This is a genomic window from Microbacterium sp. SCPM-O-B-15248 (M128) (assembly GCF_058214835.1).
Genome location: NZ_JBYQLI010000001.1, coordinates 135,283 through 161,741, shown reverse-complemented (window position 1 = coordinate 161,741; position 26,459 = coordinate 135,283). Strand labels below are relative to the sequence as shown.

The 26,459-nt window shown below is 70.7% G+C and carries 24 protein-coding genes; 8 read left to right on the top strand and 16 right to left on the bottom strand.

Annotated features, from left to right (window positions below; genetic code table 11):
- Window positions 1-375: a monovalent cation/H(+) antiporter subunit G gene (gene mnhG / locus AC3E6M_RS00760; RefSeq protein WP_138174151.1), complete on the top strand. Its 375-nt coding sequence runs from the start codon at window positions 1-3 to the stop codon at window positions 373-375.
- A 431-nt stretch (window positions 376-806) separates the two neighbouring features.
- Here the strand turns inward: mnhG and AC3E6M_RS00755 are convergent, their stop codons facing one another.
- The 8 genes from AC3E6M_RS00755 to AC3E6M_RS00720 form a co-directional block, all read right to left on the bottom strand.
- On the bottom strand, window positions 807-2,765 hold the full coding sequence (locus AC3E6M_RS00755; RefSeq protein ID WP_138174104.1) for an MDR family MFS transporter: 1,959 nt from the start codon (window positions 2,763-2,765) through the stop codon (window positions 807-809).
- A gap of 204 nt (window positions 2,766-2,969) precedes the next feature.
- Window positions 2,970-3,512 (bottom strand): SRPBCC family protein, encoded by a 543-nt coding sequence (locus AC3E6M_RS00750; protein WP_138174107.1) that lies wholly within the window; start codon window positions 3,510-3,512, stop codon window positions 2,970-2,972.
- A gap of 78 nt (window positions 3,513-3,590) precedes the next feature.
- Window positions 3,591-5,486 carry a YhgE/Pip domain-containing protein gene (locus tag AC3E6M_RS00745; RefSeq protein ID WP_138174110.1) on the bottom strand — a complete coding sequence of 632 codons (1,896 nt, stop codon included), beginning with the start codon at window positions 5,484-5,486 and terminating at the stop codon, window positions 3,591-3,593.
- Window positions 5,483-6,115: a hypothetical protein gene (locus tag AC3E6M_RS00740; protein WP_138174113.1), complete on the bottom strand. Its 633-nt coding sequence runs from the start codon at window positions 6,113-6,115 to the stop codon at window positions 5,483-5,485. Before AC3E6M_RS00740 ends, AC3E6M_RS00745 begins: the two co-directional genes overlap by 4 nt.
- Window positions 6,112-6,720 (bottom strand): TetR family transcriptional regulator, encoded by a 609-nt coding sequence (locus AC3E6M_RS00735; protein WP_138174115.1) that lies wholly within the window; start codon window positions 6,718-6,720, stop codon window positions 6,112-6,114. Before AC3E6M_RS00735 ends, AC3E6M_RS00740 begins: the two co-directional genes overlap by 4 nt.
- 129 nt (window positions 6,721-6,849) lie before the next feature.
- Entirely contained in the window at window positions 6,850-8,292 is a 1,443-nt protein-coding gene (argG, locus tag AC3E6M_RS00730; RefSeq protein ID WP_138174117.1) for an argininosuccinate synthase, read from the bottom strand.
- A gap of 79 nt (window positions 8,293-8,371) precedes the next feature.
- On the bottom strand, window positions 8,372-9,058 hold the full coding sequence (locus AC3E6M_RS00725) for a peptidylprolyl isomerase (RefSeq protein WP_252370929.1): 687 nt from the start codon (window positions 9,056-9,058) through the stop codon (window positions 8,372-8,374).
- Between the two features lie 79 nt (window positions 9,059-9,137).
- Entirely contained in the window at window positions 9,138-9,830 is a 693-nt protein-coding gene (locus AC3E6M_RS00720; protein WP_252370930.1) for a Pr6Pr family membrane protein, read from the bottom strand.
- A gap of 119 nt (window positions 9,831-9,949) precedes the next feature.
- Here AC3E6M_RS00720 and AC3E6M_RS00715 point away from each other — a divergent pair, with 119 nt between their 5' ends.
- Together AC3E6M_RS00715 and AC3E6M_RS00710 are read left to right on the top strand one after the other, a co-directional pair.
- Window positions 9,950-11,236, top strand: a complete 1,287-nt coding sequence (locus AC3E6M_RS00715; RefSeq protein ID WP_138174121.1) for an adenylosuccinate synthase — start codon at window positions 9,950-9,952, stop codon at window positions 11,234-11,236.
- A gap of 1 nt (window position 11,237) precedes the next feature.
- On the top strand, window positions 11,238-12,437 hold the full coding sequence (locus AC3E6M_RS00710) for a lactonase family protein (protein ID WP_138174123.1): 1,200 nt from the start codon (window positions 11,238-11,240) through the stop codon (window positions 12,435-12,437).
- A 30-nt stretch (window positions 12,438-12,467) separates the two neighbouring features.
- On the opposite strand, the gene AC3E6M_RS00705 is transcribed toward AC3E6M_RS00710, so the two are convergent.
- A complete protein-coding gene (locus AC3E6M_RS00705; RefSeq protein ID WP_138174125.1) occupies window positions 12,468-13,592 on the bottom strand; it encodes an AI-2E family transporter in 1,125 nt (374 codons plus the stop codon).
- Between the two features lie 68 nt (window positions 13,593-13,660).
- Here AC3E6M_RS00705 and AC3E6M_RS00700 point away from each other — a divergent pair, with 68 nt between their 5' ends.
- From AC3E6M_RS00700 to AC3E6M_RS00685, 4 genes are all read left to right on the top strand, one after another.
- Window positions 13,661-13,966 carry a chorismate mutase gene (locus tag AC3E6M_RS00700; RefSeq protein ID WP_138174127.1) on the top strand — a complete coding sequence of 102 codons (306 nt, stop codon included), beginning with the start codon at window positions 13,661-13,663 and terminating at the stop codon, window positions 13,964-13,966.
- 324 nt (window positions 13,967-14,290) lie between these two features.
- Window positions 14,291-15,613 carry a quaternary amine ABC transporter ATP-binding protein gene (locus AC3E6M_RS00695; protein ID WP_138174129.1) on the top strand — a complete coding sequence of 441 codons (1,323 nt, stop codon included), beginning with the start codon at window positions 14,291-14,293 and terminating at the stop codon, window positions 15,611-15,613.
- Window positions 15,613-16,584 carry an ABC transporter permease gene (locus tag AC3E6M_RS00690; protein WP_490528766.1) on the top strand — a complete coding sequence of 324 codons (972 nt, stop codon included), beginning with the start codon at window positions 15,613-15,615 and terminating at the stop codon, window positions 16,582-16,584. Before AC3E6M_RS00695 ends, AC3E6M_RS00690 begins: the two co-directional genes overlap by 1 nt.
- 56 nt (window positions 16,585-16,640) lie before the next feature.
- The gene (locus tag AC3E6M_RS00685; RefSeq protein ID WP_490528765.1) at window positions 16,641-17,549 is read left to right on the top strand and encodes a glycine betaine ABC transporter substrate-binding protein; all 909 of its coding nucleotides are present in this window, start codon (window positions 16,641-16,643) and stop codon (window positions 17,547-17,549) included.
- Between the two features lie 62 nt (window positions 17,550-17,611).
- Here the strand turns inward: AC3E6M_RS00685 and AC3E6M_RS00680 are convergent, their stop codons facing one another.
- Window positions 17,612-18,343 (bottom strand): YqjF family protein, encoded by a 732-nt coding sequence (locus AC3E6M_RS00680; protein WP_252370932.1) that lies wholly within the window; start codon window positions 18,341-18,343, stop codon window positions 17,612-17,614.
- Window positions 18,344-18,390: 47 nt separating this feature from the next.
- Between AC3E6M_RS00680 and AC3E6M_RS00675 the strand changes: the two genes are divergently transcribed.
- Window positions 18,391-18,651, top strand: a complete 261-nt coding sequence (locus tag AC3E6M_RS00675) for a DUF3253 domain-containing protein (RefSeq protein WP_490528764.1) — start codon at window positions 18,391-18,393, stop codon at window positions 18,649-18,651.
- Window positions 18,652-18,660: 9 nt separating this feature from the next.
- Here AC3E6M_RS00675 and AC3E6M_RS00670 read toward each other — a convergent pair whose 3' ends face one another.
- From AC3E6M_RS00670 to fdhD, 6 genes are all read right to left on the bottom strand, one after another.
- Window positions 18,661-19,389 (bottom strand): hypothetical protein, encoded by a 729-nt coding sequence (locus AC3E6M_RS00670; protein ID WP_490528763.1) that lies wholly within the window; start codon window positions 19,387-19,389, stop codon window positions 18,661-18,663.
- 9 nt (window positions 19,390-19,398) lie between these two features.
- Window positions 19,399-20,316 (bottom strand): hypothetical protein, encoded by a 918-nt coding sequence (locus AC3E6M_RS00665; protein ID WP_490528762.1) that lies wholly within the window; start codon window positions 20,314-20,316, stop codon window positions 19,399-19,401.
- A gap of 110 nt (window positions 20,317-20,426) precedes the next feature.
- Entirely contained in the window at window positions 20,427-20,564 is a 138-nt protein-coding gene (locus tag AC3E6M_RS00660; protein ID WP_171024245.1) for a hypothetical protein, read from the bottom strand.
- Between the two features lie 101 nt (window positions 20,565-20,665).
- Window positions 20,666-23,017: a phosphoribosylformylglycinamidine synthase subunit PurL gene (gene purL, locus AC3E6M_RS00655; RefSeq protein WP_490528761.1), complete on the bottom strand. Its 2,352-nt coding sequence runs from the start codon at window positions 23,015-23,017 to the stop codon at window positions 20,666-20,668.
- A 176-nt stretch (window positions 23,018-23,193) separates the two neighbouring features.
- Window positions 23,194-25,515: an FdhF/YdeP family oxidoreductase gene (locus AC3E6M_RS00650; RefSeq protein WP_490528956.1), complete on the bottom strand. Its 2,322-nt coding sequence runs from the start codon at window positions 25,513-25,515 to the stop codon at window positions 23,194-23,196.
- A gap of 61 nt (window positions 25,516-25,576) precedes the next feature.
- Complete coding sequence (fdhD, locus tag AC3E6M_RS00645; protein ID WP_490528760.1) at window positions 25,577-26,455, bottom strand: formate dehydrogenase accessory sulfurtransferase FdhD; 879 nt, start codon at window positions 26,453-26,455, stop codon at window positions 25,577-25,579.
- Window positions 26,456-26,459: the final 4 nt, after the last annotated feature.

Here is a 26,459-nt window from a genome sequence, read left to right as displayed (position 1 = left end):
CTGGAATCCGTGCTCGACGTCGTCGCCCTCGTGCTCGTGCTGATCGGCGCGGTGCTGTGCCTGACCGCGACGATCGGTCTGCTGCGCTGGCGCGATGTGCCCTCACGTCTGCACGCGGCGACGAAGCCGCAGGTGCTCGGCGTGGTGCTCATCGTGACCGCGGTCGTGCTGTCGCTGCGCACGTGGGAGGCGCTGGCCTTCGGCATCCCGATCGTCCTGATCCAGTTCGCCACCGCGCCGCTCGCCGCGCACATGGTCGGCCGTGCCGCCTACCGCAACCGGACGATCGACGAGGCCGGCCTGTACGTCGACGACCTGCAGCACCGCACCGAGGACGGCGGCTCGATCGCGGCACCCTCCCGCCCCGAGAGCTGAGGGCACCCCCAGCGATAAACGCCGTTACGAGTGAGACACGCAGCGACACCGCGTGTCTCGCTCGCCGCAGCGTTTATCGGGACGCGGCGGCGGATGCCGCCGCGGGTGTCGGCGGGGCTCAGCCGAGCGCGATGGGGCCGGGGCCTCGACCCCGCGCCGTGGCCCGGCCCGGGGCGAGAGGCGTCCACGCCCGAGCGATAAACGCTGTGGCGAGGGTGAAGCGGCCGCTCTGAGCGATAAACGGTGCGGCGAGCGGGAAGCGGCCGTACCATCAGCGATAAACGCCGTTACGAGTGAGACACGCAGCGACACCGCGTGTCTCGCTCGCCGCAGCGTTTATCGGGACGCGGCGGCGGCGGCAGCCGCGGGGCGTCACCTGCCGCCCCCCGGCCCCCCCCGGCCCGCCGCTGCCCGGCCCGCGCCGCCCGGGCTCAGCCGAGCGCGATGGGCTCGGGCTGGCGCTCGGCGTCGTGCGACTCCTGCAGCGCCGACTTGGCGCGGAGCGGCGGCGTGCGGAAGAACAGCGTGAGCACGAAGGCGAGGAGCGCGACGGCCATGCCGACCCAGTAGACGCTGGTCGTCGACTCGTTGAACGACACCAGCAGCGGCTTGCTCAGCCGCGGGTCGGCACCGTTGAGGAACGACGTGTCGTCCATCGTGCTGTTGTCGAACGACGAGTCCGACGAGCCCGACGCGTCGATGATCTGCGGCACGGCCTGGTCGACGAAGGCGCGGCGCGCGGTGGCATCCGAGAAGTCGAGCGTCACGGTGCCGTCGGCGGCGACCCGGGCGACCGGGACCTGCTGCTGGATCGCCGCGCCGGCCTGAGCGATCGCCTGCGTCTGCGCGGCCGCGGTGGCCTGGTCCTGTGCGGCGGCCGGAATCGTGCCCGCGGCGACCTGCTGCGCGACAGCGTCGGCGGCGGCGGTCTTCGCCTGCGCGATGCCGTCCTGCGCACCGCTGAGGGCGCCGTCCGAGAGCTTCTCGACGAACGGGTCGTAGACCTTCTGCATGATGCCCTGGTTGGCGGGAGCCGCTGCGACCGTCGGGTCGAGGGCGGCATCCAGGGCGTCGGTCAGCGACGCGGGGTCGCGGAAGTTCGCCTGCAGGTTCACCGGCACGAGCGTGAACAGCAGCGACAGCAGTACAGCCGTGCCCAGGGTTCCACCGATCTGACGGAAGAAGGTGGATGCCGAGGTGGCCACGCCGATGTCACGCGGGCCGACCGAGTTCTGCGAGGCGATGGTGAGGGTCTGCATCAGCTGGCCGAGGCCGAGTCCGATGAGCAGCATGGAGCCGGCGATCTGCCAGTACGAGGTGTCGTAGCGCACGAGGGTCAGGGTGAAGAAGCCGAGAGCCATGCAGGCGGTGCCGATGGTCGGGAAGATCCGGTAGTGGCCGGTGCGAGAGATGATCTGGCCGCTCACGATCGACGAGATCATGAGGCCGAGGATCATCGGCAGGAGCTGGAACCCGCTCTCGGTCGGGCTGGAGCCCAGCACCAGCTGCAGGTACAGCGGCAGGGTCAGCATCGCGCCGAACATGGCGAATCCGACGAAGATGCCGATCACGGTCGCCATCGAGAACGTCGACGAGCGGAAGAGCTTCAGCGGGATGAGGGCGTCGTCCTTCATCGTGCGCTCGATGAGGATGAAGGCCAGGATGCCGAGGCCGCCGACGACGTAGCAGGCGATCGCGATGGGCGAGGTCCAGCCCCACTCGCGGCCCTGTTCGGCCACGAGCAGCAGTGGCACGAGGGCGACGACGACCGTCGCGGCACCGAACCAGTCGATGCGTACCGATCCATGCGGGTGGCGGGGGATGTGCAGGAACCGCAGCACGATGGCCAGGGCGACGAGGCCGATCGGCACGTTGATGAGGAACACCCAGCGCCAGCCGGCGATGAAGAGGATCTCGGGGGCGCCGGCGAACAGGCCGCCCACGAGCGGTCCGATGACCGAGGAGATGCCGAAGATGGCCAGGAAGTAGCCCTGGTACTTCGCGCGCTCGCGCGGCGCGAGGATGTCGCCCATGATCGCCAGTGGCATTGACATCAGTCCGCCCGCGCCCAGGCCCTGGATCGCGCGGAAGGCGGCGAGTTCGACCATCGAGGTCGAGAAGCTCGCCGCGATCGAGCCGAGGATGAAGATCACGATGGCGATGAGGAACAGCGGGCGTCGTCCGAAGATGTCGGAGAGCTTGCCGTAGATGGGCGTCGAGATCGTCGACACGATGAGGTAGGCCGTGGTGACCCACGCCTGCTGGCTCAGACCGTTGAGGTCGTCGCCGATGGTGCGGATCGCGGTGCCCACGATGGTCTGATCGAGCGCGGACAGGAACATTCCCGCCATGAGCCCGAAGATGACGAACAGGATCTGGCGGTGAGTCATCACCGGGGTGCTTCGGGTGGTCGGGGTCGACACGGCAGCAGTGGTCACGTTTCCTCGGAAGGGCGAGAGGGCCGAAAAGGGATGCCGCACGGCAGGGGCGCGCGCGGTGGACCGGGAGGACGGGTGTCGCCGGTGCCGAAAAGAAGTTGTGTTTTGTCAACTATACGGCTGGCGAGGCCGCGCGCGGGCGCGTTCTCCCGAGGTTCAGATCTCGGCTTCGGCCGCGTCACTCTCGGCCTGCGGTGAGGCGGAGCCCTCGGACGGGTCCGGTGTGTGCGTGCGGGCCTCGAGTTCGCCCGCCTCTCGCTCCTCGCGACGACCCTCGGCGAGGAAGGCCAGACGGGTCAGGCACTCGTGATTGCGCAGCCGCAGCAGAGGCCGCCAGAGGATGCCGGGAAGCAGCGCCGGCAGCCCCGACACGGGCTCCTCGGCGATCGTGACGGCGATCCCGTCGCCGTGCGGGCGGACGTCGAAACGGATGACACCGCGTCCCAGCGGTCCGGCCTTGGGGCGCAGTCGCACCCGGCGCGGCGGGTCCCACTCCACCATCTCGGTCGTGTCGTGCAGCATCACCGGCCACACCCCCAGCGAGTGGTGGATCCGGGCGCCCTCTCGCGGCCACTCCGCGTCGACATCGCGCATGCGGGCCGCGCCCACGACCCAGACCGGGTACAGCCAGCCGTCGGAGAGCACGGCGAACAGGTCGTCCGGTGTGCAGCGCATCAGGCGGGTGTTGCGGCTGGCCATGGCATCCCCTCGCGGTTCTCGTCCCCCGACCCTATTCCGCCGAGGGCTCCGCGCGCGCTCTCGACGCTCGTCGCGACCTCAGCCGATGAGGCTCGGCTGCAGGTCGTGGAGCGTCCGGTGGTGCGTCATGCGTGTCACACCCAGCGCCGCGAGCAGCACGCCACCCACCAGCCAGGCGCCGAGCACGAGCAGGTCGGTGCCCACGCGGCCCAGGTCTCCGCCGTACATCACCTGCCGCATGGCATCCACGACGTAGCCCATCGGCAGCACGTGGTGCAGGGCCGCGAGCGGAGCGGGCAGCGTCTGCCAGGGGAAGGTCCCGCCCGCCGTCACCAGCTGCAGCACCATCAGCACCAGGCCGAGGAACTGTCCGACCGACCCGAGCCACACGTTCAGGGCGAGCACGATCGCCGCGTAGGTGGCTGAGGCGAAGAGCAGGATGCCGAGCGCGGCCAACGGATTGGCGAACGAGAACTGCAGCGCGACGGCGAGCACCGTGAACAGGCCCACCATCTGCACCGAGCCGAGCGCGGCCGGGGTGAGCCACCCGGCGAGCGTGACGCGGAAGGGGGAGCGCAGCGCCGTCACGGCGCGCTTGGAGACCGGCTTGACGATGAGGAACAGGGCGTAGATGCCGATCCAGCCGGCCAGTGCCGCGAAGAAGGGCGCGAGGCCGGCGCCGTAGTTCTGCGCCTTGGTGACCGACGTCGACCCGACGCTGACCGGATCGGAGATCGTGGCGGCCTGCGCCTGGCGGGTCTGGTCGTCGGAGTCGGGGATCTGCTGCACGCCCGACGCCAGACCGTCGCGCAGCTTCGCCGCCCCCTCCGAGAGCTGGCCGAGGCCGCCGTCGAGGGTGCTCGCCCCATCGCGCAGTTGCGCGGCGCCCGAGGCCGCGGTGGCGGCACCGTCGGCGAGAGCGGAGGCGCCGTCGGCCGCGCCGGCCGCGCCCGAGGCGAGCGTGGCGCTCCCGTCGGCGACTTGGCGGGCGCCGGAGTCGAGGCGGTCGATCTGCGTCACGGTGTCCTGCACGCGGGCGTTCGCCGTCTCGAGGCGCTGGCCGACGGGGTCGAGCCGGGAGAGCACCTCGTCGATCTTCTGCGGGTCGACCCCGGCGTCGGCGAGGGCGGCCGCGATGTCGCTGCGGGCCTGCGGAAGCAGCGCCGCGGCCTCACCAGCGGCCGTGCCGACCTGTCGGGCGACGGTGTCGATACGGTCGACCCCGCCCGCCACCTGTTGGGCGCCGTCGGCGACGCGCGCCGACCCGTCGCGTAGCTGCGCGGTGCCGTCGCGTAGTTGCGCCGCGCCGTCCGAGAGCCGGGCGGTGCCGTCGGCGAGCTGCGCCGAGCCGGATGCCAGCTGCGCCGAACCGGATTTCGCGGTGCCGAGGCCGTCGACGAGCTGCGTCGCGCCCGTCGTGGCATCCACGAGGCTCACCCGGATCGTGTGGAGCGCGTCGAGCAGAGTGAGCCCGGCTTCGTCGACGACCTTCTGCGCCACCGAGGCTTGGATGCGGGAGACGGCTTGCGAGCCGATCGTCGAGGCGAGGTAGTTGTTGGCGTCGTTCGTGCGCAGCTCGATGCCGGCCTGCCGCGGGGTATCGCTGGAGAGGGATGCCACGGCGTCGCTGAAGTCGGACGGGATCGTCACGATGAAGTCGAAGTCCCCCCGCTCGAGCCCGGTCGTGGCCTGATCGGCGTCGATCCGATGCCATTCGAACGTGTCGCTGTCGAGCAGCTGGTCGGCCGCCTCGTCGCCGAGGTTGCGCTGCTCGCCGTTGATCTCGGCGCCGCGGTCGTCGACGACGAGGGCGACGGGCACGTGCGACAGATTGCCGTAGGGATCCTGATTGGCCCACAGGTACAGGCCGCCGTAGAGGATCGGCACGGCCAGGAGCGCCACGAGGGCGAGCACCGACATGCGCGTCGCGGTGAGGCGGCGCAGCTCCGCCGTGATCATCTGTGGGATCTTCACCGGACGTCCTCCTGCCGGGTGCTGTCGATCGTTCCGGAGCCGAGGGCGTCCAGCGCCGTCCGGGAGGCCTGCCCGGCGATGACGAGCACCGCGTAGCCGCGTTCGGCGAACTCCTCGGCGATCCGCCACCACGCGCCGGGCTCGCCGCCGTGGCGATCGGGGGCGACGAGCACGAGCCCCTCGACGCCCTGGCGGAGTGCGGCGAGCTCGAGCAGCATCCGGATCCGCTGCGCCGCCTCGACATTGCCGATCGGCAGGGATGCCAGCGACTCCAGGCCGATGCCCTCGAGCCACCGCTGCGCGGCGAAGGGAGTGGGCGCATGCCCGGCGAACATGAGCTCCTCGGCCACGACGCCGGTGACCGTGACGTTCGGCTCCGGCTCGGAGACCACGGGCGCGTCCACGAGCGCGACCCGGCGGCGGATGGCACCGGGGTCGGTGCGTCCGTCGATCGTGACGGATCCGGCGTCGATCTTCATGCGACCGGATGCCACGAGGCCCAGCACCGTCGGGCGCTGTTCGGTCTCGGCGACGACGAGGGTCGCGCGGCCTGTCTCGTACGAGGTGGTCGTCTCGGGGAGTGCGCGTTGCGCGCGTCCCTTCGCGACCGCGTCCAGGACGATTCTCACTGCGCCTCCAGTTCGGGGTGGCGGGTCAGCAGGTCGCGGGCATCGACCCACGACATGCCGGCGATGCCGAGGACCGCCGTCACGGCGATCGCGCGGGCGCTCGCCGACTCGGCGTCGACGCGGGCGACGACCATGCGGCCGGTCTCTTCGAGCAGTCTCGACAGGGTCGGAGCCGGCAGGTCGGCGCGCAGTTCACCGGCCTCCTGTCCGCGACGCACGATCGCGTCGATGCGGCGGCGCAGCGGCGCCAGTGCGGCAGAGGTTTCGGGCAGATGCGCGTCGTCGAGGGCGAGGGCGGCCGCCGCCTGCACGTGGGCGGCCTCTCGCCACAGTTCGGAGGCGAGCCGGGCCAGGGCGAGGCGGGAGTCGGGATCGTCGATGCGGTCCGCGATGGCGTTGAAGCGCGCGGCGCCGGCGGCGATCACCTCGCGGACGATCGCGTTGCGGTCGTCGAAGTGGCCGTACAGGGCGCGGCGCGACAGCCCTGCGCGTGCCGCGATCGCCGCGATGGAGGCATGGGGATCATGGCCGATGGCGGCGGTGGCGGCATCGACGATGCCGGCGCGGTTCTCGACCGCGTCACGACGACGGGCAGGCGTACTCACGGTCCCCGAGTGTACGCCCTATCTTGCACTCCCGTGTGCACTTTCATCCGCGTGATGGGTCAGAATGTGTCGCCTGCCGTGCGCTGAAGCGACACATTTTGACCCCTCACGCGACCGTGAGGAGGGGGCTCAGTCGGTGCCGGACTCGAACGCGGCGGACTCGCCGGCGGCATCCGTCGCGCCGGCAAGGCGCTCGCCGGCTGCGTCGAGCGGCGTGGCGGGCTCGATGATCTCGCGCGCGCCACCGGCGGCGACGTCGCCCACGAGCTCGCCCGTGGGGCCACCGATGAGTCCGAGCGCCGCGTACTGCTCGAGGCGCGCGCGCGAGTCGGCGATGTCGAGGTTGCGCATGGTGAGCTGGCCGATGCGGTCGACGGGACCGAACGCGGCGTCGCCGACGCGCTCCATCGACAGCTTCTCGGGCGAGTACGACATCCCGGATGCCACGGTGTCGAGGATCGTGTAGTCCTCGCCGCGGCGCAGGCGCAGGGTGACCGAGCCCGTGATGGTCGACCCGACCCACTTCTGGATCGACTCGCGCAGCATGAGCGACTGCGGCTCGAGCCAGCGCCCCTCGTACATCAGACGACCCAGGCGGCGACCCTGCTCGTGGTAGGTCGCGAGGGTGTCCTCGTTGAGGATGCTGTTGACGAGGCGCTCGTACGTGATGAACAGCAGCGCCATGCCCGGAGCCTCGTAGATGCCGCGGGACTTCGCCTCGATGATGCGGTTCTCGATCTGGTCGCTCATGCCGAGACCGTGGCGGCCGCCGATCGTGTTGGCCTCGCGGACCAGCGCGACGGGGTCGTCGAAACGCGTGCCGTTGATCGCGACCGGGCGCCCGGCCTCGAACTCGACGGTGACGTCCTCGGTCTCGATCTCGACCGCGGGGTCCCAGAAGCGCACGCCCATGATGGGCTCCACGACCTCGAGCGACACGTCGAGGTGCTCGAGCGTCTTGGCCTCGTGCGTGGCGCCCCAGATGTTGGCATCCGTCGAGTACGCCTTCTCGGCGCTGTCGCGGTACGGGAAGTCGTGGGCGACGAGCCACTCGCTCATCTCTTTGCGGCCACCGAGCTCGGTGACGAAGTCCGCGTCGAGCCACGGCTTGTAGATGCGCAGGGCCGGGTTGGCGAGCAGGCCGTAGCGGTAGAACCGCTCGATGTCGTTGCCCTTGTAGGTGGAGCCGTCGCCCCAGATGTCGACGCCGTCCTCTTTCATCGCGCGCACGAGCAGTGTGCCCGTGACGGCGCGACCCAGCGGCGTGGTGTTGAAGTACGTGCGGCCGCCCGAGCGGATGTGGAACGCGCCGCAGGCGAGGGCGACGAAGCCTTCTTCAACCAGGGCGGTCTTGCAGTCGACCAGACGCGAGATCTCGGCGCCGTACTGCGTCGCGCGGCCCGGGATCGAGACAATGTCGTCTTCGTCGTACTGCCCGAGGTCGCCGGTGTAGGTGCAGGGCACGGCGCCCTTGTCGCGCATCCACGCGACGGCCACCGAGGTGTCGAGACCACCCGAGAAGGCGATGCCGACGCGCTCGCCGACGGGAAGGGACTGCAGGACCTTGGACATGCGCTCGATTCTATTCGGGACGGATGCCGCGCCCCGAACCCGTGGTCGGCGGCGACGTGCGCTCGAGGCTCGGGGGTAATCAGCCGACGGTGACGCCGGTGATCGTGACCGCGGTCGCGGGAGGCCCGTCGGCGCCTCCGCCGGCGACGCCGGCTGCGCCGATCTTCTTCACGACGTTGAGGCCCTCGGGGGACAGCCGGCCGAACACGGTGTAGTCCGGCGGCAGCGGGGAGTCGGCGTAGACCAGGAAGAACTGGGATCCGTTGGTGTCGGGACCTGCGTTGGCCATCGCGATCGTGCCCGCCGGGTATTCCTCGCTGCCGTCCACCTCGTCCGCGAAGGAGTAGCCGGGCCCGCCGCGGCCGGTGCCCGCGGGATCTCCGCACTGCAGCACGAAGATGCCCCGGGTGGTGAGGCGGTGGCAGTCGGTTCCGGTGAAGTACCCCTGCTCCGCGAGCGAGACGAAGCTCTCGACCGTGCAGGGGGTGCGGTCCCCGGTGAGCGTCATCGGCACGGCTCCGGCCGAGGTCTCGAGCGTGACGGTGACGGCGCCGGACGTCGTCTCGCCGGCGGGCGGGGGCGTGACGTCGCGGGCGGCCTGCCCCTGCGCGCGGTACGCGCACGCGCCCGAGGCGGCGGCTGCGGAGGCCGGGGAGGAGGCGCTCGGCGAATCCGGCGATGCCGGGGCCGGAGCACTCCCCGCACAGCCGGCGAGAACGAGGAGGGCCGAGGCGATCAGGGCCGCGGGGAACAGGCGCGCATGCACATCGACCACGGTAGCGGCCGCGGGGCGTTCCGGTGGCCGCGCGTTCCGGGGCCGGGAGTCCCGCGGCGTCGACTCCGCCTCAGGAACTCCGGATGCCGCGCCGCCGGCCGATCGCGACGGCGCCTACGGCGACCACGACGATCGTGACCGCGATGCCGATGATGTAGCCGATGACGCTGCCCCAGCTGCTGTCGTACGGGTTCAGGAACGGGTACGGATACCAGTACGGCTGGCCGGTGGTGGGGTTGGTGACGAGATTCGCGCGCAGCAGCGTGTAGACGATCCAGGCGATCGGGAAGATCGCCGCGCCGAACGCCGCTTTCCACGGCAGGCGTCGCCGGCACGGCCCCAGGAACAGGTCGAGGAGGAGGAAGAGCGGCCCCCACACGTGCATGACCTCGTTCGACCACCCGACCGTCTCGGGCTGCAGCGGGAGGCCGCGCAGCAGCAGGTTGTAGACCACGCCCGTGATCACCATGTACGTCGAGACCCACGCCAGGGCCGCGGCGAGAGGGAGCGGATCGGGTTCGAGGCGACGCCGACGCGCGAGGAAGCGGATGCCCGCCCATGCCAGCACGGCGACGCTCGCGGTGTTGGAGAGGATCGTGAAGAAGCTGAAGAAGTTGGCGATCGTCGTCGGTACGTCGCGGTCGGCGGCAGCGGCGCCGGCGACCGTGGAGACGAACTGGGCGACGACGGCGGCGGCGATGAGCGTCGCCATGGCCAGACGCAGCGCGGTCCAGCCAGTGGCCCAGGTGCGGGAACGGAGCATGCGCTCAGGGTAGTGACCTCGCGCGGACGCGGGGCGGGGTTGTGCACAACCCCGAAAGGGCGTGTCGAGCACGCTCGATAGGATGGGGTGTACCGCCGGATAACACGCGAGGAGCGCACATGCCCGGAATCGTGATCGTCGGCGTCCAGTGGGGCGACGAAGGCAAGGGCAAGGCCACCGACTTGCTCGGTGAGCGCACCGACTGGGTGGTGAAGTTCAACGGCGGCAACAACGCCGGACACACCGTCGTCATCGGCGACGAGAAGTACGCGCTGCACCTGCTGCCCAGCGGCATCCTCTCGCCGGGCGTCACCCCCGTCATCGGCAACGGCGTCGTGGTCGATCTCGAGGTGCTCTTCAACGAGCTCGAGGCCCTCAACGCCCGGGGCCTCGACACGAGCCGGCTGAAGATCAGCGCCAACGCGCACATCATCACGCAGTATCACCGCACGCTCGACAAGGTCACCGAGCGCTTCCTCGGCAAGCGCATGATCGGTACCACCGGCCGCGGCATCGGCCCTGCTTACGCCGACAAGATCAACCGCGTCGGAATCCGCGTGCAAGACCTCTTCGACGAGAACATCCTGCGGCAGAAGGTCGAGGGCGCTCTCGACCAGAAGAACCACCTCCTCGTCAAGGTCTTCAACCGCCGATCGATCACGGTCGACGAGGTCGTCGAAGACCTGCTCTCGTACGCCGAGCGCGTCCGGCCGATGGTCAGCGACATCTCCCTCCTGCTGAACGACGCCCTCGACCAGGGCGATGTCGTCGTCTTCGAGGGCGGCCAGGCCACGATGCTCGACGTCGACCACGGCACCTACCCCTTCGTCACGTCGTCCTCGGCGACGGCCGGTGGCGCGTCGACGGGTTCGGGCGTCGGGCCCAACCGCCTCGATCGCATCGTCGGCATCGTGAAGGCCTACACGACGCGCGTCGGCTCGGGTCCGTTCCCCACCGAGCTCTTCGACGAGAGCGGCGACTGGCTGCGTTCGCGCGGCTTCGAGTTCGGCACCACAACCGGTCGCCCGCGCCGAGTCGGCTGGTACGACGCTCCCATCACGCGCTACGCGACCCGCATCAACGGCATCACCGACCTCGTGCTGACCAAGCTCGACATCCTCGGAGGCCTCGAGCAGATCCCCGTGTGCGTCGCGTACGACGTCGACGGCGAGCGGTTCGACGACCTGCCGGTCAACCAGACCGACTTCCACCACGCGAAGCCGATCTACGAGTACCTGCCCGGGTGGAGCGAAGACATCTCCACGGCGCGCACCTTCGACGAGCTTCCGAAGACGGCTCAGGAGTACGTCCTGGCCCTCGAAGAGATGAGCGGCACGCGCATCTCGGTCATCGGTGTCGGGCCCGCGCGCGACCAGGTCATCGTCCGCCACGACCTCATCGACTGACGTGCGCTTCTGGGTCGGCGCCTACACCTCCGACGCGGGTTCCGCCGAGGGCATCGGCATCCTGCAGGCCGGCGACGCCGACTCGTCGTGGGCCTCGGGGCCGCTGGGCATGGTCGGCACCGCGGTCGCGGCGCCGGGATCGCCGTCGTGGGTGGCGGAGCACCCGCAGCACGACGTTCTCTACGCAGCGCTCGAGTCCGACGGCACGGTGCAGGCCTACCGCCGCACGGGCGAGACGCGGCTCGTTCCGTTCGGGTCCCCCGTGGAGGCCGGCGCTGCGGTGTGCCACGTCGCCGTCGCGCCCGACGCGTCCTTCCTCGTCGCGAGCTGCTGGAGCGACGGGCGCGTGGTCCGCATCGCCCTGGATGCCGCGGGCCGCCCGGCAGCGCCGGTGATCGCGGCCGCCGCGACCGATCCGTACGACCCCGCTCCCGACGGATCGGTGGTCGAGACCGGTGCCCATGTCTCGGGTGCCGTCGTCCCCGACCTCGCCGCCGCCGCGCGGGCGCTGCGAGAGGCCGCGGGCGACGAGTTCGGTCACCTCGTCCCGGCCTACGACGACGTTCCTGAGACCCATGCCGAGTCCGAAGAGGCCGCCGCCGGCGCGCGGGTGTCCCGCACGCACGAGACGATCTTCCTGCCCGGCGGGCTCCTGGCCACCACCGACATGGGCCTCGACCTCGTCCGCTTCTGGCGCGCGACCGCCACGGGACTGCGTCTCGATCACGAGGTCGCGCTGCCGAAGGGGAGCGGCCCGCGCCACGGGGTGTGGCATCCGTCGGGTCACCTCTACGTCGTGACCGAGCTCAGCCGCGAGGTCTTCGTGCTGGCCCCGGATGCCGAGACCCGTTGGCGGGTCGTCTCGGGGCAGCCGCTCCTCGGCACCCTCGACGGTGACACCGCGGCCGAACTGTGCATGAGCCGTGACGCGTCCACGCTCTACGCCGGGGTGCGCGGCAGCGACACGATCGGCGTCCTGGCGGTGCGCGGAGCGGGCGAGAGCCTGCAGCTCACGGCTCTGGCCGAGGCCGGCACGCACTGGCCGCGGCATCACGTCGTCGTGAACGACACGTTGTTGGTGGCCGGGCAGCTGGCCAACGAGATCGTGTCGCTCCCGCTCGACCCCCGCACGGGAGTGCCGGGCCGCGTGCGTCACCGCACGGCATCCCCGTCCCCGACGCGCCTGCTCCCGATGCGCTGAGCGCCGTCCCGCTGAAGGCGGTCGCGACCGCTACTTCTTGGCATCCTGTCGCGGGATGATGATCTGCTTGAGGATGAGCAGCAGCGATGCGGTCACGGGAATCGCGACGAGCGCGCCGAGCAGGCCCAGGAGCGTTCCGCCGACGAGCGCGCCGATGACCACGAGCGATCCGGGGACCGAGATAGTCCGGCTCATGACGCGCGGCGTCAGCACGTATGCCTCGAGCTGCATATAGATCAGGTAGACCACGGCGAAGATGAGTCCGGCAGTCGGGTCGACGATCAGGGTGAACACGGTGGCCGTGCCCCAGAACAGCACGGAACCGACGAGCGGGATGAGCGTGATCCCGAACGCCAGGGCCGCGAGCAGGGCCGCGAACGGTTGCCCGACGATCGTGAGCAGGATGAAGGCGAACACCGCGTTGATCAACGCGAGGACGACCATGCCCGAGAGGTAACCACCGACCGAGTCGGTGATCTGCCCGGTCATCTTCGCGACCGTCTCGCGGTTGCGGGCCGGGCTCAGACGCACGAGCGAGTTCTTCATCGTCGGCAGCGATGCCAAGAAGTACAGGCTCAGCACCAGCACGATGATCGCCCCGGAGATGCCGGTGGCGATCGTGACGCCCACCTGCAGCAGGCCCCCGCCGATCGCGGTGAGGTTCGACGGGTTGGTGAAGAACTTCTGCACCTCGTTGATGATCTCGCCCACGCTGTCGCTGAGATTCGCCTCGATCCAGAGCACGAAGTCGCTCGTGCGCAGGTCGGAGACGAAGGACGGGACGTCTCTGACGAACTGCTCGACCTGACGGACGACGGGCGGGATCAGCAGCCACAGGGCGCCGATGAGGACGATCGCGAGACCGCCGAAGACGATGACGATCGCCCACGCGCGCGACAAACCCCGCCGCACGAGCATCCGGACCAGGGGGTCGAGCGCGAGCGCGAGGAAGAGGGCGATCGCGATGTAGATGAGGACCGTGGAGAGGTTGCTCAGTGCGAGCGCCAGCAGGATCGCCGTCAGCCCGCCGAGGGTGAGGAAGAAGCCCGCCGCATACGGGCGCGCGATCGCCGACCATACGGGCCGATCCCGGGAGGTGACCTCGCCGGCGTCGGCGCCGGCGGCGGAGGGATCGGGGCGCGTGGATCGGCTCATGGTCACACTGTAGGGCGTGCTCTCGCGCGGGTGTGGGTGCGCGATAGGGTCGGGAGCCGGGAGGACCCATGACCGACGCCGATCCGACGATGATCCTGCAGGGCCTGCGTGGCAGCATTGACAACATCGACGCCGCTCTCATCTTCTTGCTCGCCGAGCGTTTCCGCTGCACGAAGCAAGTGGGCGTGCTCAAGGCGCAGCACGGGATGCCGGCATCCGACCCTTCTCGCGAGGAGCAGCAGATCGCGCGATTGAAGCGTCTGGCGGCCGAAGCCGACCTCGATCCCGAGTTCGCCGAGAAGTGGTTCAACTTCGTCGTCGCCGAGGTCATCCGCCACCACCGCTCCGCGGCCGCCGGCACGGCGGGCGACTGACAGGACGCTCCGCGACACGCCCGGGCCGTCTTCGCGAACGTGCGGCCCACGCCCCGTCGGCGGACTCTGGTACGCGCCCGCGCGTGCCACGCGTCGTCGGCGATCGCAAGCCGAGGGCCGATTTGCCAGGCGATCCATCACCGTGAAACGTTGGGGGAGGCCCGAAATGGGCCGCCCACCCGACCAGTCCGCGGTCGTCGGTGCCGGCTCGGGGGAGTCGCGCCGCGAGCGTACGGTCGGCGGCCTGGACGCGGATCAGACATCCGCCGTCGACGCGCTCACCCCCGCACGAGCGCCGGACGGGCTGCCACCCGGGCGTGACCGATGCGGCCACCCGAGGCCGCCCAGGTGCACACAGTGACCCACCCGCATGCCATCGCGGCGAAGAACCTCTTCAAGGTCTTCGGCCGCGCCCCTCAGACCGCGGTCGAGAAGCTTCGCGCGGGAACCCCGCGCGACCAGCTCGGCGACGCCGGAACGGCCGCCGTCATCGATGCGAGTTTCTCCGTCGAACCCGGCGAGATCTTCGTCATCATGGGGCTCTCCGGCTCCGGTAAGTCGACCATCATCCGCATGCTCAACGGGCTGCACGACGTCACGGCCGGAACGGTCGAGGTGCAGGGCGACCCCCTCACCGGCGTCAGCCCGTCGCGGTTGCGCAGCCTCCGTCGCGAGCGCATCGCGATGGTGTTCCAGCACTTCGCTCTGCTCCCGCACCGCACGGTGGCCGCGAACGTCGCCTATCCGCTCGAGATCCGCGGCGTCGGCAAGGCCGAGCGCCTGGCCAAGGCGAACGAGATCCTCGCGCTCGTGGGCCTGGACGGATGGGGCGAAAAGCTCCCCTCGGCCCTCTCCGGCGGCATGCAGCAGCGCGTCGGCATCGCCCGCGCTCTCGCGGCCGACACCGACATCCTGCTCATGGACGAAGCCTTCAGCGCGCTCGATCCGCTGATCCGTCGCGAGATGCAGGAGCAGCTGCTGGAGCTCCAGCGCACGCTGAAGAAGACGATCGTCTTCATCACCCACGACCTCAACGAGGCGATGTTCCTCGGTGACCGCATCGCGGTCATGCGCGACGGGCGGATCGTCCAGATCGGGACCCCCGAAGACATCCTCACCGACCCCGCGAACGACTACGTCGAGCAGTTCGTGCAGGACGTCGATCGCGCCCGCGTGCTCACGGCCGCGAACGTCATGGAGCGTCCCCGCCCCCGAGTGGATGCCACGGCGGGTCCGCGCACCGCGCTGCGGCAGATGCGCGACGCCTACATGTCGGCCGTGTACGTCACCGACCGTGACCGCCGGCCCCTCGGCATCATCACCGACCGGGATGCCATGAAGCTCGTGATCGCGGGAGAGAACTCGCTCCACAGCAAGCTCAAGCCGATGCCGCAGACCGTCCGCGAGGACGACGTCCTGATGAACCTGTTCGTCCCCTCGGTCGAGTCGCCCCTCCCGCTCGCGGTCCTCGACACCGAGGGACGCCTCGCCGGCGTCATCCCGCGCGTCACGCTCCTCGCCGCGCTCGGCCCCGGACCCACCGCCACCGAGGAGATCACCGTGCTCCCGCAGCCCATGCCGTCCGCCGAGATCGACGCGGTGCTCGCCGACGAAGTCGTGGCATCCGAGACCGAGGGGGTGCGCTGATGGAGGGCTTCCGCATCCCCGTCGGCGCCTGGGCCGCCGCGGGCGTGGACTGGGTCCGCGACAACCTCTCCGGGCTCCTCGACCTCATCGCCGTCGTCGTCCGCTTCCTCGTCGGCGGGCTGAGCGACGCCCTGCTGGCCGCGCCGATCGTCGTCGTGATCGTCGTGGCTGCGCTTCTGGCCTGGGCCGTGAAGTCCTGGAAGCTCGCCCTCGGGACCGCGATCGGCTTCGCGCTCATCCTCGGGATGGGCCAGTGGGTCACCGCGATGCAGACCCTCGCGCTCGTGCTCGTGGCGACCGTCGTCGCCGTCGCGATCTCAGTCCCGCTCGGCATCTGGTCGGCGCGCAACGCCACGGTCCGGGCGATCCTCAAGCCCGTCCTGGACCTCATGCAGACGATGCCGGCGTTCGTCTACCTGATCCCGGCGATCACGTTCTTCAGCATCGGCGTCGTGCCCGGCGTCGTCTCCACGGTCATCTTCGCGCTGCCTCCCGGCGTGCGCCTGACCGAGCTCGGCATCCGCGGGGTCGACTCCGAGACGGTCGAGGCCGGACACGCCTTCGGAGCCACGCCCGCGCAGATCCTCCGCGGCATCCAGTTGCCCCTCGCGATGCCCACGATCATGGCCGGCATCAACCAGGTCATCATGCTGGCGCTGTCGATGGCGGTCGTGGCCGGCATCGTGGGCGCTGACGGACTGGGCAAGGAGGTCGTGCAGTCGATCTCCACCCTGAATCTGCCCAAGGGCGTCGAGGCCGGACTCAGCGTGGTCATCCTCGCCGTCTACCTCGACCGGCTCACCGCCGCGCTCGGCAGCCCCGCGGAGCAGACCTCGTCGCTGCGCGGCATGCTCGGCCGCCGCCGGGCCGGGTCGTCGACGGTCCCCGCGAAGGCCTCCGCGGCCGCCGCGACCGAGGCGGAGCGCGAGAAGGCGTCCCCGCGCCGCGCGCCGATCTCCACCGGCGTCTGAGCGCACGGCATCCCCACCACCCATACGAAACGCACGAGAGATACGGAAACACTCACATGACGAACAAGCGACACCTCACCACGACCCTCGCGCTCGGCGCCGTCAGCGCGCTCGCGCTCGCCGGTTGCGCGAGCGGCAACCAGGCCGAGGGCGGCACCGGCGGATCGGGCGACAAGGGCACGATCACGCTCGGCTTCCTCCCGTCCTGGACCGACGGCCTCAGCACCGCGTACCTGCTCGAGGACCAGCTCGAGAAGCTCGGCTACACGGTCCAGATGCAGACCCTCACCGAGGCCGGCCCGCTGTACACCGGGCTCGCCCAGGGCGACGTCGACATCTACCCCTCGGCGTGGCCGGAGCTCACGCACAAGTCGTACATGGACCAGTACGGCGACAAGATCGAGGACCTCGGCGCGTACTACGACAACGCCAAGCTCACGATCGCGGTGCCCAGCTACGTCGACATCGACTCGATCGACCAGCTGAAGGACAACGCCGCGCGCTTCGACGGCCGCATCTACGGCATCGAGCCGGGTGCGGGTCTGACCAAGCAGACGCAGGAGAGCATGCTGCCCGGCTACGGCCTGGACGGCGACTTCGAGCTCGTGACCTCGTCGACCGCGGCGATGCTCACCGAGCTCGACAACGCCATCGCGGCGCAGAAGGACATCGTCGTGACGCTGTGGCGCCCGTTCTGGGCCAACGACGCGTACGACGTGAAGGACCTCGAAGACCCCCAGGGCCTCATGGGCGACCCCGAGAAGCTCCACTTCCTCGGCACGGCCGGCTTCGCGGAGACGTACCCGGATGCCGCCGAGCTCATCGCCGGCATCCAGCTCGACGACGCGCAGTACGGCTCGCTCGAAGACCTCGTGGTCAACGAGTACGGCGAGGGCCGTGAGGCCGAGGCCGTCGACGCGTGGCTGAAGCAGAACCCCGAGGCGTTCTCGACGCAGCGCAGCTGACGTCCCGCCTTCGAAGGCCCCTTCCGCCCCGCGGCGGAGGGGGCCTTTCGCGTGGGCGGCGCTCAGCCGATCGCGTGGGCGGCGCTGAAGCGCGTGCGGAAGCCGGGGTGCCCGGCCGGCATGGCGAGCACCGAGTCGGGTGTGCGCCCGACCAACTGCGGGAAGCCGGAATCCGCGACGAGGTCGTCGTCGAGCGCCTCGAGCTCGGCCGTGACGAGCGGCCACGGCTCGTGCGTGTTCGCCGCCCAGATCGTTCGACCGAGGTGCCGCTCGTGGAACCCCCAGCGCGCCGTGAGGAACCGTGACAGCGGGGTGTCGACGGGGTCGGTGCCCAACCGTGCACGCAGGCGGGTTCCCGGATGCCGTCCGCCGTGGCGGCGCGACCGGTACTCGATGCGCGCGCCGTCGGTCCGCACCCCGGCCCGGGCCCAACGGTAGGGGAGGCCGAACAGCGCGCGGGCCGCGAGCACCGGGGCGAGGTGCTCGGCCTCGAGCGTGCGGAAGACGACTCCGCGCCGCCCCGCGTCATCGACCGCGTACGTGCGCACGTTGATCTCGGTGAAGGTGCCGACCAGTGGCACGGGCGGGAGGGGCAGGAACCGGAACTCGCTCAGCACGAACGGCACGAGCCCCACCCACGCCGAACCGTCGTGCACGTCTGGCCGGGTGCCCGGTGGCAGGAGCGGGGCCACGTCGGCGGGGTCGACGCGCCAGTGGACGAACACGGCGCGGTTCCACCGCTGCTCGATGACGGCGCGGCCCGGAAGGGCGGGGGAGTGGCGTTCGAGGGTCACGGGGGGATTCTCGCCCCGGCGCCTGTGCACGGAGGGAGACTGGACACATGCCCTCGTCGTCTGCTGCGGATCCCCGGCTCGTGGCATCCATCCGCTCCCTCTTGGCGGCGCGGGCCGAGGGGGCGACGATCTGCCCGTCCGAGGCGGCTCGTGCCGTGGGCGGAGACGAGTGGCGCGCCCTCATGCCGTCGGCGCGGGATGCCGCGCGCGTCCTCGCCGAGGAGGGTGAGGTCGAGGTGACCCAGCGGGGCGAGGTCGTCGACGTGACGACGGCGCGCGGACCCGTGCGGATCCGCCGCACACGCTGAGGCGGCGAGTCAGACGGCGGGCTCCGGCGGGGTGCCGGATGCCGAACGCGGAAGCTCGAGAGCGACCTTCTTCTCGAGCTCCTCGACGGCTTCGTCGCTCAGCCAGATGAGGCCGTCGAGCTCCTGCCGCACGCGGCGGTACGCGACCTGCCGTTCATTCGGCGTGGCCGCCTGATCGACGGCGACGCCGAGCAGCTGCTGCGCGGTATCGAGGCGTTTGCGCTCGTCGGGAGTGAACGCGGCGGCCTTGACGCGTCGTGCGTCGCGCTCGGCGACCTCGAACGCGACCTCGTAGTCGGTCACGGCGTCGCGGTACTCCTTCGCCCGCTCCGGCGAGGAGGTCTCTCCCGGTGCCGGGCGCAGGGTGTCCGCGACCTTCTTGGCCCGGAGGAACGCGGCGGTCAGCGGCTGCCGCCCGTCGCTCATCGCGGGGTACGCGATGAGCTTGGACACGTCCAGCTCGTAGTCCAGCCAGCGGTGGGTGACGTCGTCGTGGCGGGCCTGCACGCGCGAGAGATCGTCGGAGACGGGAGTCGGCGCGGCCGCGGCAGGCGGGGTGGAAGCGGATGCCGGCAGCCCACCGCTCTGCGCGCGCATGAGCTCGAGCTGCTCGCGGTGGCGACGGCGGGCCGAGAGCTCGCGCTGCTTGTTCACGGTGCCGATGGCGCCCATCGTCATGCCGAACAGCGGGAACACGAGCCACCAGTAGTTTCCGGCGAACTCCGCGATTTCGTTCACGCCGCCACGCTACGCGTCCGGGTCGTTCTTGCGCGCGCGCTTCGCGTGACGGTCGTTCCACGATCGGGCCGCCGCCCGGCCCATGTTCTCCATCGACCAGGCCAGCGCCCGCTGCGCCTGCTCGGCCCAGTCCGACGTCATCCGTCCCCACGCGTCGGCGGGGTCGGCCTCGGGGCGGTCGTCGCGACCGCGGCGGGCGGCGCGCTCGGCGCGCTCGAAGGCGTGACCGAGCTGACGGACGGCGTCGCGGTACGCGAGGAAATCGGCCGGCTCCAGACGGGAGTCGACCGCGGTGGGGCGCAGCCACTGGGCCCGCTCCTGTGCGCGCAGGAAGTCGGCCAGGAGGGGCGAGCGCGAGTCGCTCATCGCCGGGAAGTCGATCGCGAGCGCCGGGTCGGTCTCGTACGCCATCCACCGCACGAGGATCGTGTCGTGCTCGTGGAACAGCCGGGCCACGGGCAAGGGGGCGCTGCCCGAGCGGATCGCGGGGAGCATCGCCTTGGCAGCCTTGACCCCGGCCCGGCGGGCACGCACCTCCGCGGCGGCGGCCCGCAGCTCGCGCTGCGCGGCGGTGAGTCGGGAGCGCGCGGCTGCGACGGCGTCGGACGACACCCGGGATGCCGCGCGCTCGGCCTGGGCGCGGACGACCTCCGCGTCCGCGACCTTCACTTCGGCGCGGCCCCGGGTCACGGCGTGACGTGCGGTCTGCAGGTCGAGGAGAGCGGCATCCAGCTCGAGGCGTCGGGCCGCGGTCTTGCTCAACGGCCGGTTCGCCCACGTCCGTGCGGCGCGATCCGAGGTCGAGGCCCCGGCCGGGAGGGCGCGCTGCTGCGAGCGGCGCACACCGATCCAGCCGACGGTGCCGGCACCGGCCGCAGCGGGGCCGATCCACCACCACTCGGCGATCAGCGCCACGAGCGGTTCCACGTCTCCATGCTACGTCGGCGGCCCGCGAGCGCGCCCGGGAGAGCGGGACGGGGGCGGGGATGTGAGATCGTTTCGGAGTGAGACACCGTCGACGGGCGCCGGTCTGAGCGTCAGCCGAAGATCAGCGAGAGCACCGTCGCGCCGCCGCCGGTGAGCACGAGCGCGGCGATCACCACCCAGGCGGTGATCTTGACGCGGCGCTGACGTCGCTCGTCGAACCCGGCCATGTCGTCGTCGTGGTCGGTCATCGCGCGACTCCTTTCGTGCCGCGGTGCTCCGCGGGGGTCATCAGGTTCTCGTACGGCGGTGCGCCGAGGCTGCCCGGCGCCGTGGGGCCGGGCCCGCGGGGTCAGGCGACGGGCTCGGCGACCGTCGGGCCGAACACGGCCGGCAGCGTCTCGGTCGACAGGCGGCGCAGCTCGGACACCGGGACGGTGAAGACGTCCTGGATCTCGAGCGTGGCCTCGGTGCCCGGCTCCACGTCGGTGACGCCGATGCGCAGCACGGGGTAGCCGCGACCGTGGCAGAGGCCCCGGAACTTCACGTCCTCTTCGCGCGGCACGCTCACGAGCACGCGGCCGGTGGACTCGCTGAACAGGGCGGCGGTGGCATCCACGCCGTCGCGCTCCATGAGCTCGGTGATCCAGACGCGGGCGCCGACGCCGAAGCGCATGACGCCCTCGGCGAGGGCCTGCGCGAGACCGCCGGACGACAGGTCGTGCGCGCTCGAGACGAGCGACTGGGACCCCGCGGCCTGCAGGAGCTCGGCGAGCTTGCGCTCCTGCGCCAGGTCGACCTTGGGCGGACGGCCGCCGAGGTGGTCGTGGATCGTCCCGGCCCACTGCGAACCGTCGAGCTCGTCGGCGGTGACGCCCAGCAGGTAGAGGTTCTCGCCGGCATCCTGCCATCCGCTCGGGATGCGCGCGGCGACGTCGTCGATGATGCCCATGACACCCACGACGGGGGTCGGGTGGATCGGCTGGTCGCCGGTCTGGTTGTAGAACGAGACGTTGCCGCCGGTGACCGGGATGCCGAGCTCGAGGCATCCATCGGAGAGACCCTCGACGGCCTGGCTGAACTGCCACATGACCTCGGGGTTCTCGGGGCTGCCGAAGTTCAGGCAGTCGGTGACCGCGGTGGGCACGGCGCCGGTGACGGCGACGTTGCGGTACGCCTCGGCGAGGGCGAGCTTCGCTCCGTTGTAGGGGTCGAGCTGGCAGTAGCGGCCGTTGCAGTCGGTGGCGATCGCGAAGCCGAGCCCGCTCTCTTCGTCGACGCGGATCATGCCGGCGTCGTCGGGGAAGCTCAGGGCCGTGTTGCCGAGCACGTAGTAGTCGTACTGGTTGGTGATCCACGACGTGTCGGCGAGGTTCGGGCTCGCGACGAGGGTGGTGAACTGGTCGCGCAGCGCGTCGTTGTCGGCGGCACGGGGGAGCTTCGCGGCCGAGTCCGCGTTGAGCGCGTCGATCCAGGTCGGGTAGGCGACCGGGCGCTCGTAGACGGGGCCGTCGACCGCGACGGTCGAGGGGTCGACATCGACGATGCGCTCGCCGTACCAGTCGATGACGAGGCGGCCGTCGCCGGTGACCTCGCCGAGGACGCTCGTCTCGACGTCCCACTTGCCGACGACGGCGAGGAACGCGTCCAGCTTCTCGGGCGCGACGATCGCCATCATGCGCTCCTGCGACTCCGACATGAGGATCTCTTCGGGCGTGAGCGACGGGTCGCGCAGCAGCACCTTCGACAGCTCGACCTTCATGCCGCTGTTGCCGTTCGCGGCCAGCTCGCTCGTGGCGCACGAGATGCCCGCCGCACCCAGGTCTTGAATGGCCTCGACGAGGTCGTCGCGGTACAGCTCGAGGCAGCACTCGATGAGCACCTTCTCGGCGAACGGGTCGCCGACCTGGACCGCGGGACGCTTGGTGGGTCCGCCGTCGGCGAAGGTGTCGGATGCCAGGATGCTGGCGCCGCCGATGCCGTCGCCGCCCGTGCGGGCACCGAACAGCACGACCTTGTTGCCCGCGCCGGAAGCGTTGGCGAGCTTGAGGTCTTCGTGGCGGAGGACGCCGACCGCGAGGGCGTTCACGAGCGGGTTGCCCTGGTAGACGGAGTCGAACACCGTCTCGCCACCGATGTTCGGCAGCCCGAGGCAGTTCCCGTAGAACGAGATGCCGCTCGTGACGCCGTGCACGACGCGCGGGGTGTCGGGGTGGTCGATGGCGCCGAAGCGCAGCTGGTCCATGACGGCGACCGGCCGCGCGCCCATCGAGATGATGTCGCGCACGATGCCGCCGACGCCGGTCGCGGCGCCCTGGAACGGCTCGATGTAGCTGGGGTGGTTGTGCGACTCGACCTTGAAGGTGACCGCCCAGCCGTCGCCCACGTCGACCACGCCGGCGTTCTGGCCCATGCCCACCATGAGGCGGGTCTTCATCTCGTCGCTGACCTTCTGGCCGAACTGGCGCAGATAGATCTTGCTGGACTTGTAGGAGCAGTGCTCGCTCCACATGACCGAGTACATCGCCAGCTCACCGCTCGTGGGGCGGCGGCCCAGGATCTCGCGGATCTGGGCGTACTCGTCGTCCTTGAGGCCGAGGGCGCCGTACGGCTGGTCCTTCTCGGGCGTGGCGATCGCGTTCTCGACCGTGTCGGCCAGGGCCGTGCGGTGGGCGGGTGCGGCGGATTCGGGTGAGTGGGTCACGCGGCTGAGCTCCAAGAATCGCGGGGGCCGGACGGAGTCAGTCTAGTTGGGCGGGTGATCCCGGTCTGCCGCGCGGCCTGGCCCCGGGCCGCAACCTCAGTGATGTGCACGACCTCAGCCACGCCGCGGGACATCGGGCTGAAGTCGTGCGAATCGTCGAGGTTGTACTGCGGCCGCTAGGCGGTCTTCGCCACTCGCACGCGCAGGCTCTTCATCAGCGGCTGGTCGCTCTGGCGGCTGTAGTCGTCGGGGCCGAGGAGCACGTTCATCTCGGGGAAGTACCCGGCGGCGCTGCCGCGCGGGGTGTCGTACTGCAGCGCGCGGAACGCCGTGACGCTGCGCACCGACCCGTCGCGCGAGGTCGCGACGATGTCGACGAGGTCGCCCTCGGCGATGCCGCGCTCCTTCATGTCCTTCCGATTCATGAAGATGAGCTCCCGGATGTTGCGGACGCCGCGGTACCGATCGTCGGCCGAGTAGATCGTGGTGTTCCACTGGTCGTGCGAGCGCATGGTCTGCAGCACCAGCACGTCGGAGTCGGCGGGGATGACGTCGGGGAGCTCGGCGAGCGAGAACTCGGCCTTGCCCGACGGCGTCCGGAAGTCGCGCTCGCGCGCGGGCTGTGGGATGCGGAAGCCCCAGTGCTGGCGGACGAGCTCGTTGAAGCCCTCGAACCCGGGCAGCACCTTCGCCATGGTGTCGCGGATGCGGTCGTAGTCGCCGACGTACCACTCCCACGGCGTCTGCGAGTCGGGCATCGCCGCCCGCGCGATGCGCGCGATGATCGCGGGCTCGCTGAGCAGGTGCGGTGATGCGGGCTTGCGCGACCCGAGCGAGAGCATGACGGAGCTCATGGCATCCTCGGTCGAGATCGACTGGGGTCCCGCCTCCTGCTCGTCGCGCTCGGTGCGTCCGAGGCAGGGGAGGATCAGCGCCTCTTTTCCGTGGGTGAGGTGGCTGCGGTTCAGCTTCGTGCTGACGTGCACGGTGAGGTCGCAGCGGCTCATGCCCTCGGCGGTGAGCGCGGTGTCGGGAGCGGCGCGCACGAAGTTGCCGCCCATGCCGACGAACACCTTCAGGTCGCCGCGGTGCAGGGCCGCGACGGTGTGCACGGTGTCGAGTCCGGGATCGCGGGGCGAACGGATGCCGCACACCTCGTCGAGCTTCGCGAGCCACGCCTCCGTGGGCTTGTGGTTGATGCCGCACGTGCGGTTGCCCTGGACGTTGCTGTGGCCGCGCACGGGCGAGGGGCCGGTGCCCAGGCGCCCGACGTTGCCGCGGAGGAGCAGCAGGTTGACGATCTCGCGGACGGTGTCGACGCCGTGCTCGTGCTGGCTGACGCCGAGGCACCAGCTGATCACGGTGCGGTCGGCGGCGAGGTAGACGCCGGCGGCGGCGCGGATCTCGGTCTCGGTCAAGCCCGACTGGGTGACGAGGTCGTCCCACGCGGTGGCCTCGACGAGGGCGCGGTACTCGTCGAACCCATGCGTGTAGCCCTCGACGAACGCGCGGTCGAGCACCGAGGGGTCGGTCTCGGCGGCCTCGAACACGACCTTGGCCATGCCGCGCACGAGCGCGAGGTCGCCCCCGGGCCGCACCTGGAGGTTCATCGTGCTCGTGGGGTGGTCGGTGAACGTCGCCATGTCGACGATTTCGTGCGGCACGATCGTGCGGGTGGCCGCGACCTCGCGGAGCGGGTTCACGTGCACGACCTGGGCGCCGCGCTCGACCGCCTCGGCGAGGCTCGTGAGCATGCGTGGGGCGTTCGACGCGGCGTTGACGCCCAGCACGAACAGCGCGTCGCAGTTCTGCCAGTCCTCGAGGTCGGCGGTTCCCTTGGGCGTGGCGAGGGATGCCGTGAGCCCCCGGCCCGAGCCCTCGTGGCACATGTTCGAGCAGTCGGGGAGGTTGTTCGTGCCGAGCTCGCGCGCGAACAGCTGGTACAGGAACGAGGCTTCGTTGCTCAAGCGTCCGGAGGTGTAGAACGCGGCCTGATCGGGGCTGTCGAGGCCCTGGAGGTGCTGCCCGATGAGGCGGAACGCGTCGTTCCACGAGATCGGCACGTAGTGGTCGGTCGCGGCGTCGTACGCCATCGGACCCACCAGGCGTCCGGCATCCTCGAGGGCGAAGTCGGTCCACTCGGCGAGTTCCGTGACCGAGTGCTCGGCGAAGAACTCCTTGCCCACACGCTTGTGGGTCATCTCCCACGTGACGTGCTTGATGCCGTTCTCGCAGATGTCGAGGGCGACGCCCTTGTCGTCGGGCCACGCGCACCCGGGGCAGTCGAAGCCGCTCTTGGGGTGGTTCATCGTGAACATCGCCTTGGTGCCGGCGATCGGCTGACGCTGCTCGAGCAGCACCTTGCCCACGGTGAGCGCCGCGCCCCACCCGGCGGCGGGGTGCGTGTACTCGCCGGTGCTCGACCAGTCGCCCGAGACGGCGGGGCCGAGGCCCCCCTGGCGCGGTGCGTCTTTCATCAGCCCGAACGCGTCACCCATGCTCACCCTCCGATGATCTCGGCGCCGAGTCGATGGCATCCATGCTCCGAGCGCCCTCGGGTCAGCGTACGCCCGACGCCTCCTCGAGGGAGGGGGTTGTGGACGGCGCGGCGACACGGTCGGCGCGCGTGTAGAGGTTCATGCTGCCGCCGCGGACGAACCCGGCCACGGTCAGACCGGCGCGCTCGGCGAGCTCGACCGCGAGCGACGACGGGGCCGAGACGGCGGAGAGGATCGGGATGCCGGCCATGACCGCCTTCTGCACGAGCTCGAAGCTCACGCGTCCCGACACCTGCAGCACGGTTCCGCGCAGCGGCAGTCGATCGTTCAGCACCGCCCAACCGACCACCTTGTCGACGGCGTTGTGCCGACCGACGTCTTCGCGCACCACGAGCATCTCGCCGGAAGCGACATCGAACAGGGCGGCGGCGTGCAGCCCCCCGGTCTTCTCGAACACCTTCTGCCCCTCGCGGAGCCGGTCCGGCAGCGCCGCGAGATCTTCGGCCGGGATCCGGATGCCGTCTTCCGACACGTCGTACGACGACACCTTCTCCACCGCCTCGATGGATGCCGTTCCGCACACGCCGCACGAACTGGTCGTGTAGAAGTTGCGCGCGATATCGGGCGAGGGGAGCGCCACTCCGGGCGCCAGGGTCAGGTCGAGGACGTTGTAGGTGTTGCCGTCGGCGCCGCCCGTGCCGGGGCCGCCGCAGTGGATGGCGCGCGCGAACTGGTCGCCGCGGTGGATCACGCCCTCGGACACCAGGAACCCGGCGGCGAGCTCGACGTCGTGGCCGGGGGTGCGCATCGTCACCGACAGCGGCGCCCCCGCGACACGGATCTCGAGCGGCTCCTCGACGGCGATGGCATCCGGTCGCATCCGGTTCACCCCATCGAGGGTGATGCGGGTGACGCGGCGCGAGGCGGTGAGGCGGCCCACGTCA

Bases quoted from the DNA above. Each gene is read 5' to 3' on its own strand.
- AC3E6M_RS00720 (WP_252370930.1), bottom strand. From the start codon at position 9,830: ATGCTCCGTTCCCGCACCTGGGCCACTGGCTGGACCGCGCTGCGTCTG.
- argG (WP_138174117.1), bottom strand. From the start codon at position 8,292: ATGTCCAAGGTCCTGCAGTCCCTTCCCGTCGGCGAGCGCGTCGGCATC.
- AC3E6M_RS00705 (WP_138174125.1), bottom strand. From the start codon at position 13,592: ATGAGCCGATCCACGCGCCCCGATCCCTCCGCCGCCGGCGCCGACGCC.
- AC3E6M_RS00690 (WP_490528766.1), top strand. From the start codon at position 15,613: ATGGAGGGCTTCCGCATCCCCGTCGGCGCCTGGGCCGCCGCGGGCGTG.
- AC3E6M_RS00755 (WP_138174104.1), bottom strand. From the start codon at position 2,765: ATGACTCACCGCCAGATCCTGTTCGTCATCTTCGGGCTCATGGCGGGA.
- AC3E6M_RS00660 (WP_171024245.1), bottom strand. From the start codon at position 20,564: ATGACCGACCACGACGACGACATGGCCGGGTTCGACGAGCGACGTCAG.
- AC3E6M_RS00715 (WP_138174121.1), top strand. From the start codon at position 9,950: ATGCCCGGAATCGTGATCGTCGGCGTCCAGTGGGGCGACGAAGGCAAG.
- AC3E6M_RS00750 (WP_138174107.1), bottom strand. From the start codon at position 3,512: ATGGCCAGCCGCAACACCCGCCTGATGCGCTGCACACCGGACGACCTG.
- AC3E6M_RS00700 (WP_138174127.1), top strand. From the start codon at position 13,661: ATGACCGACGCCGATCCGACGATGATCCTGCAGGGCCTGCGTGGCAGC.
- AC3E6M_RS00685 (WP_490528765.1), top strand. From the start codon at position 16,641: ATGACGAACAAGCGACACCTCACCACGACCCTCGCGCTCGGCGCCGTC.
- AC3E6M_RS00650 (WP_490528956.1), bottom strand. From the start codon at position 25,515: ATGGGTGACGCGTTCGGGCTGATGAAAGACGCACCGCGCCAGGGGGGC.
- AC3E6M_RS00695 (WP_138174129.1), top strand. From the start codon at position 14,291: ATGCGGCCACCCGAGGCCGCCCAGGTGCACACAGTGACCCACCCGCAT.
- AC3E6M_RS00675 (WP_490528764.1), top strand. From the start codon at position 18,391: ATGCCCTCGTCGTCTGCTGCGGATCCCCGGCTCGTGGCATCCATCCGC.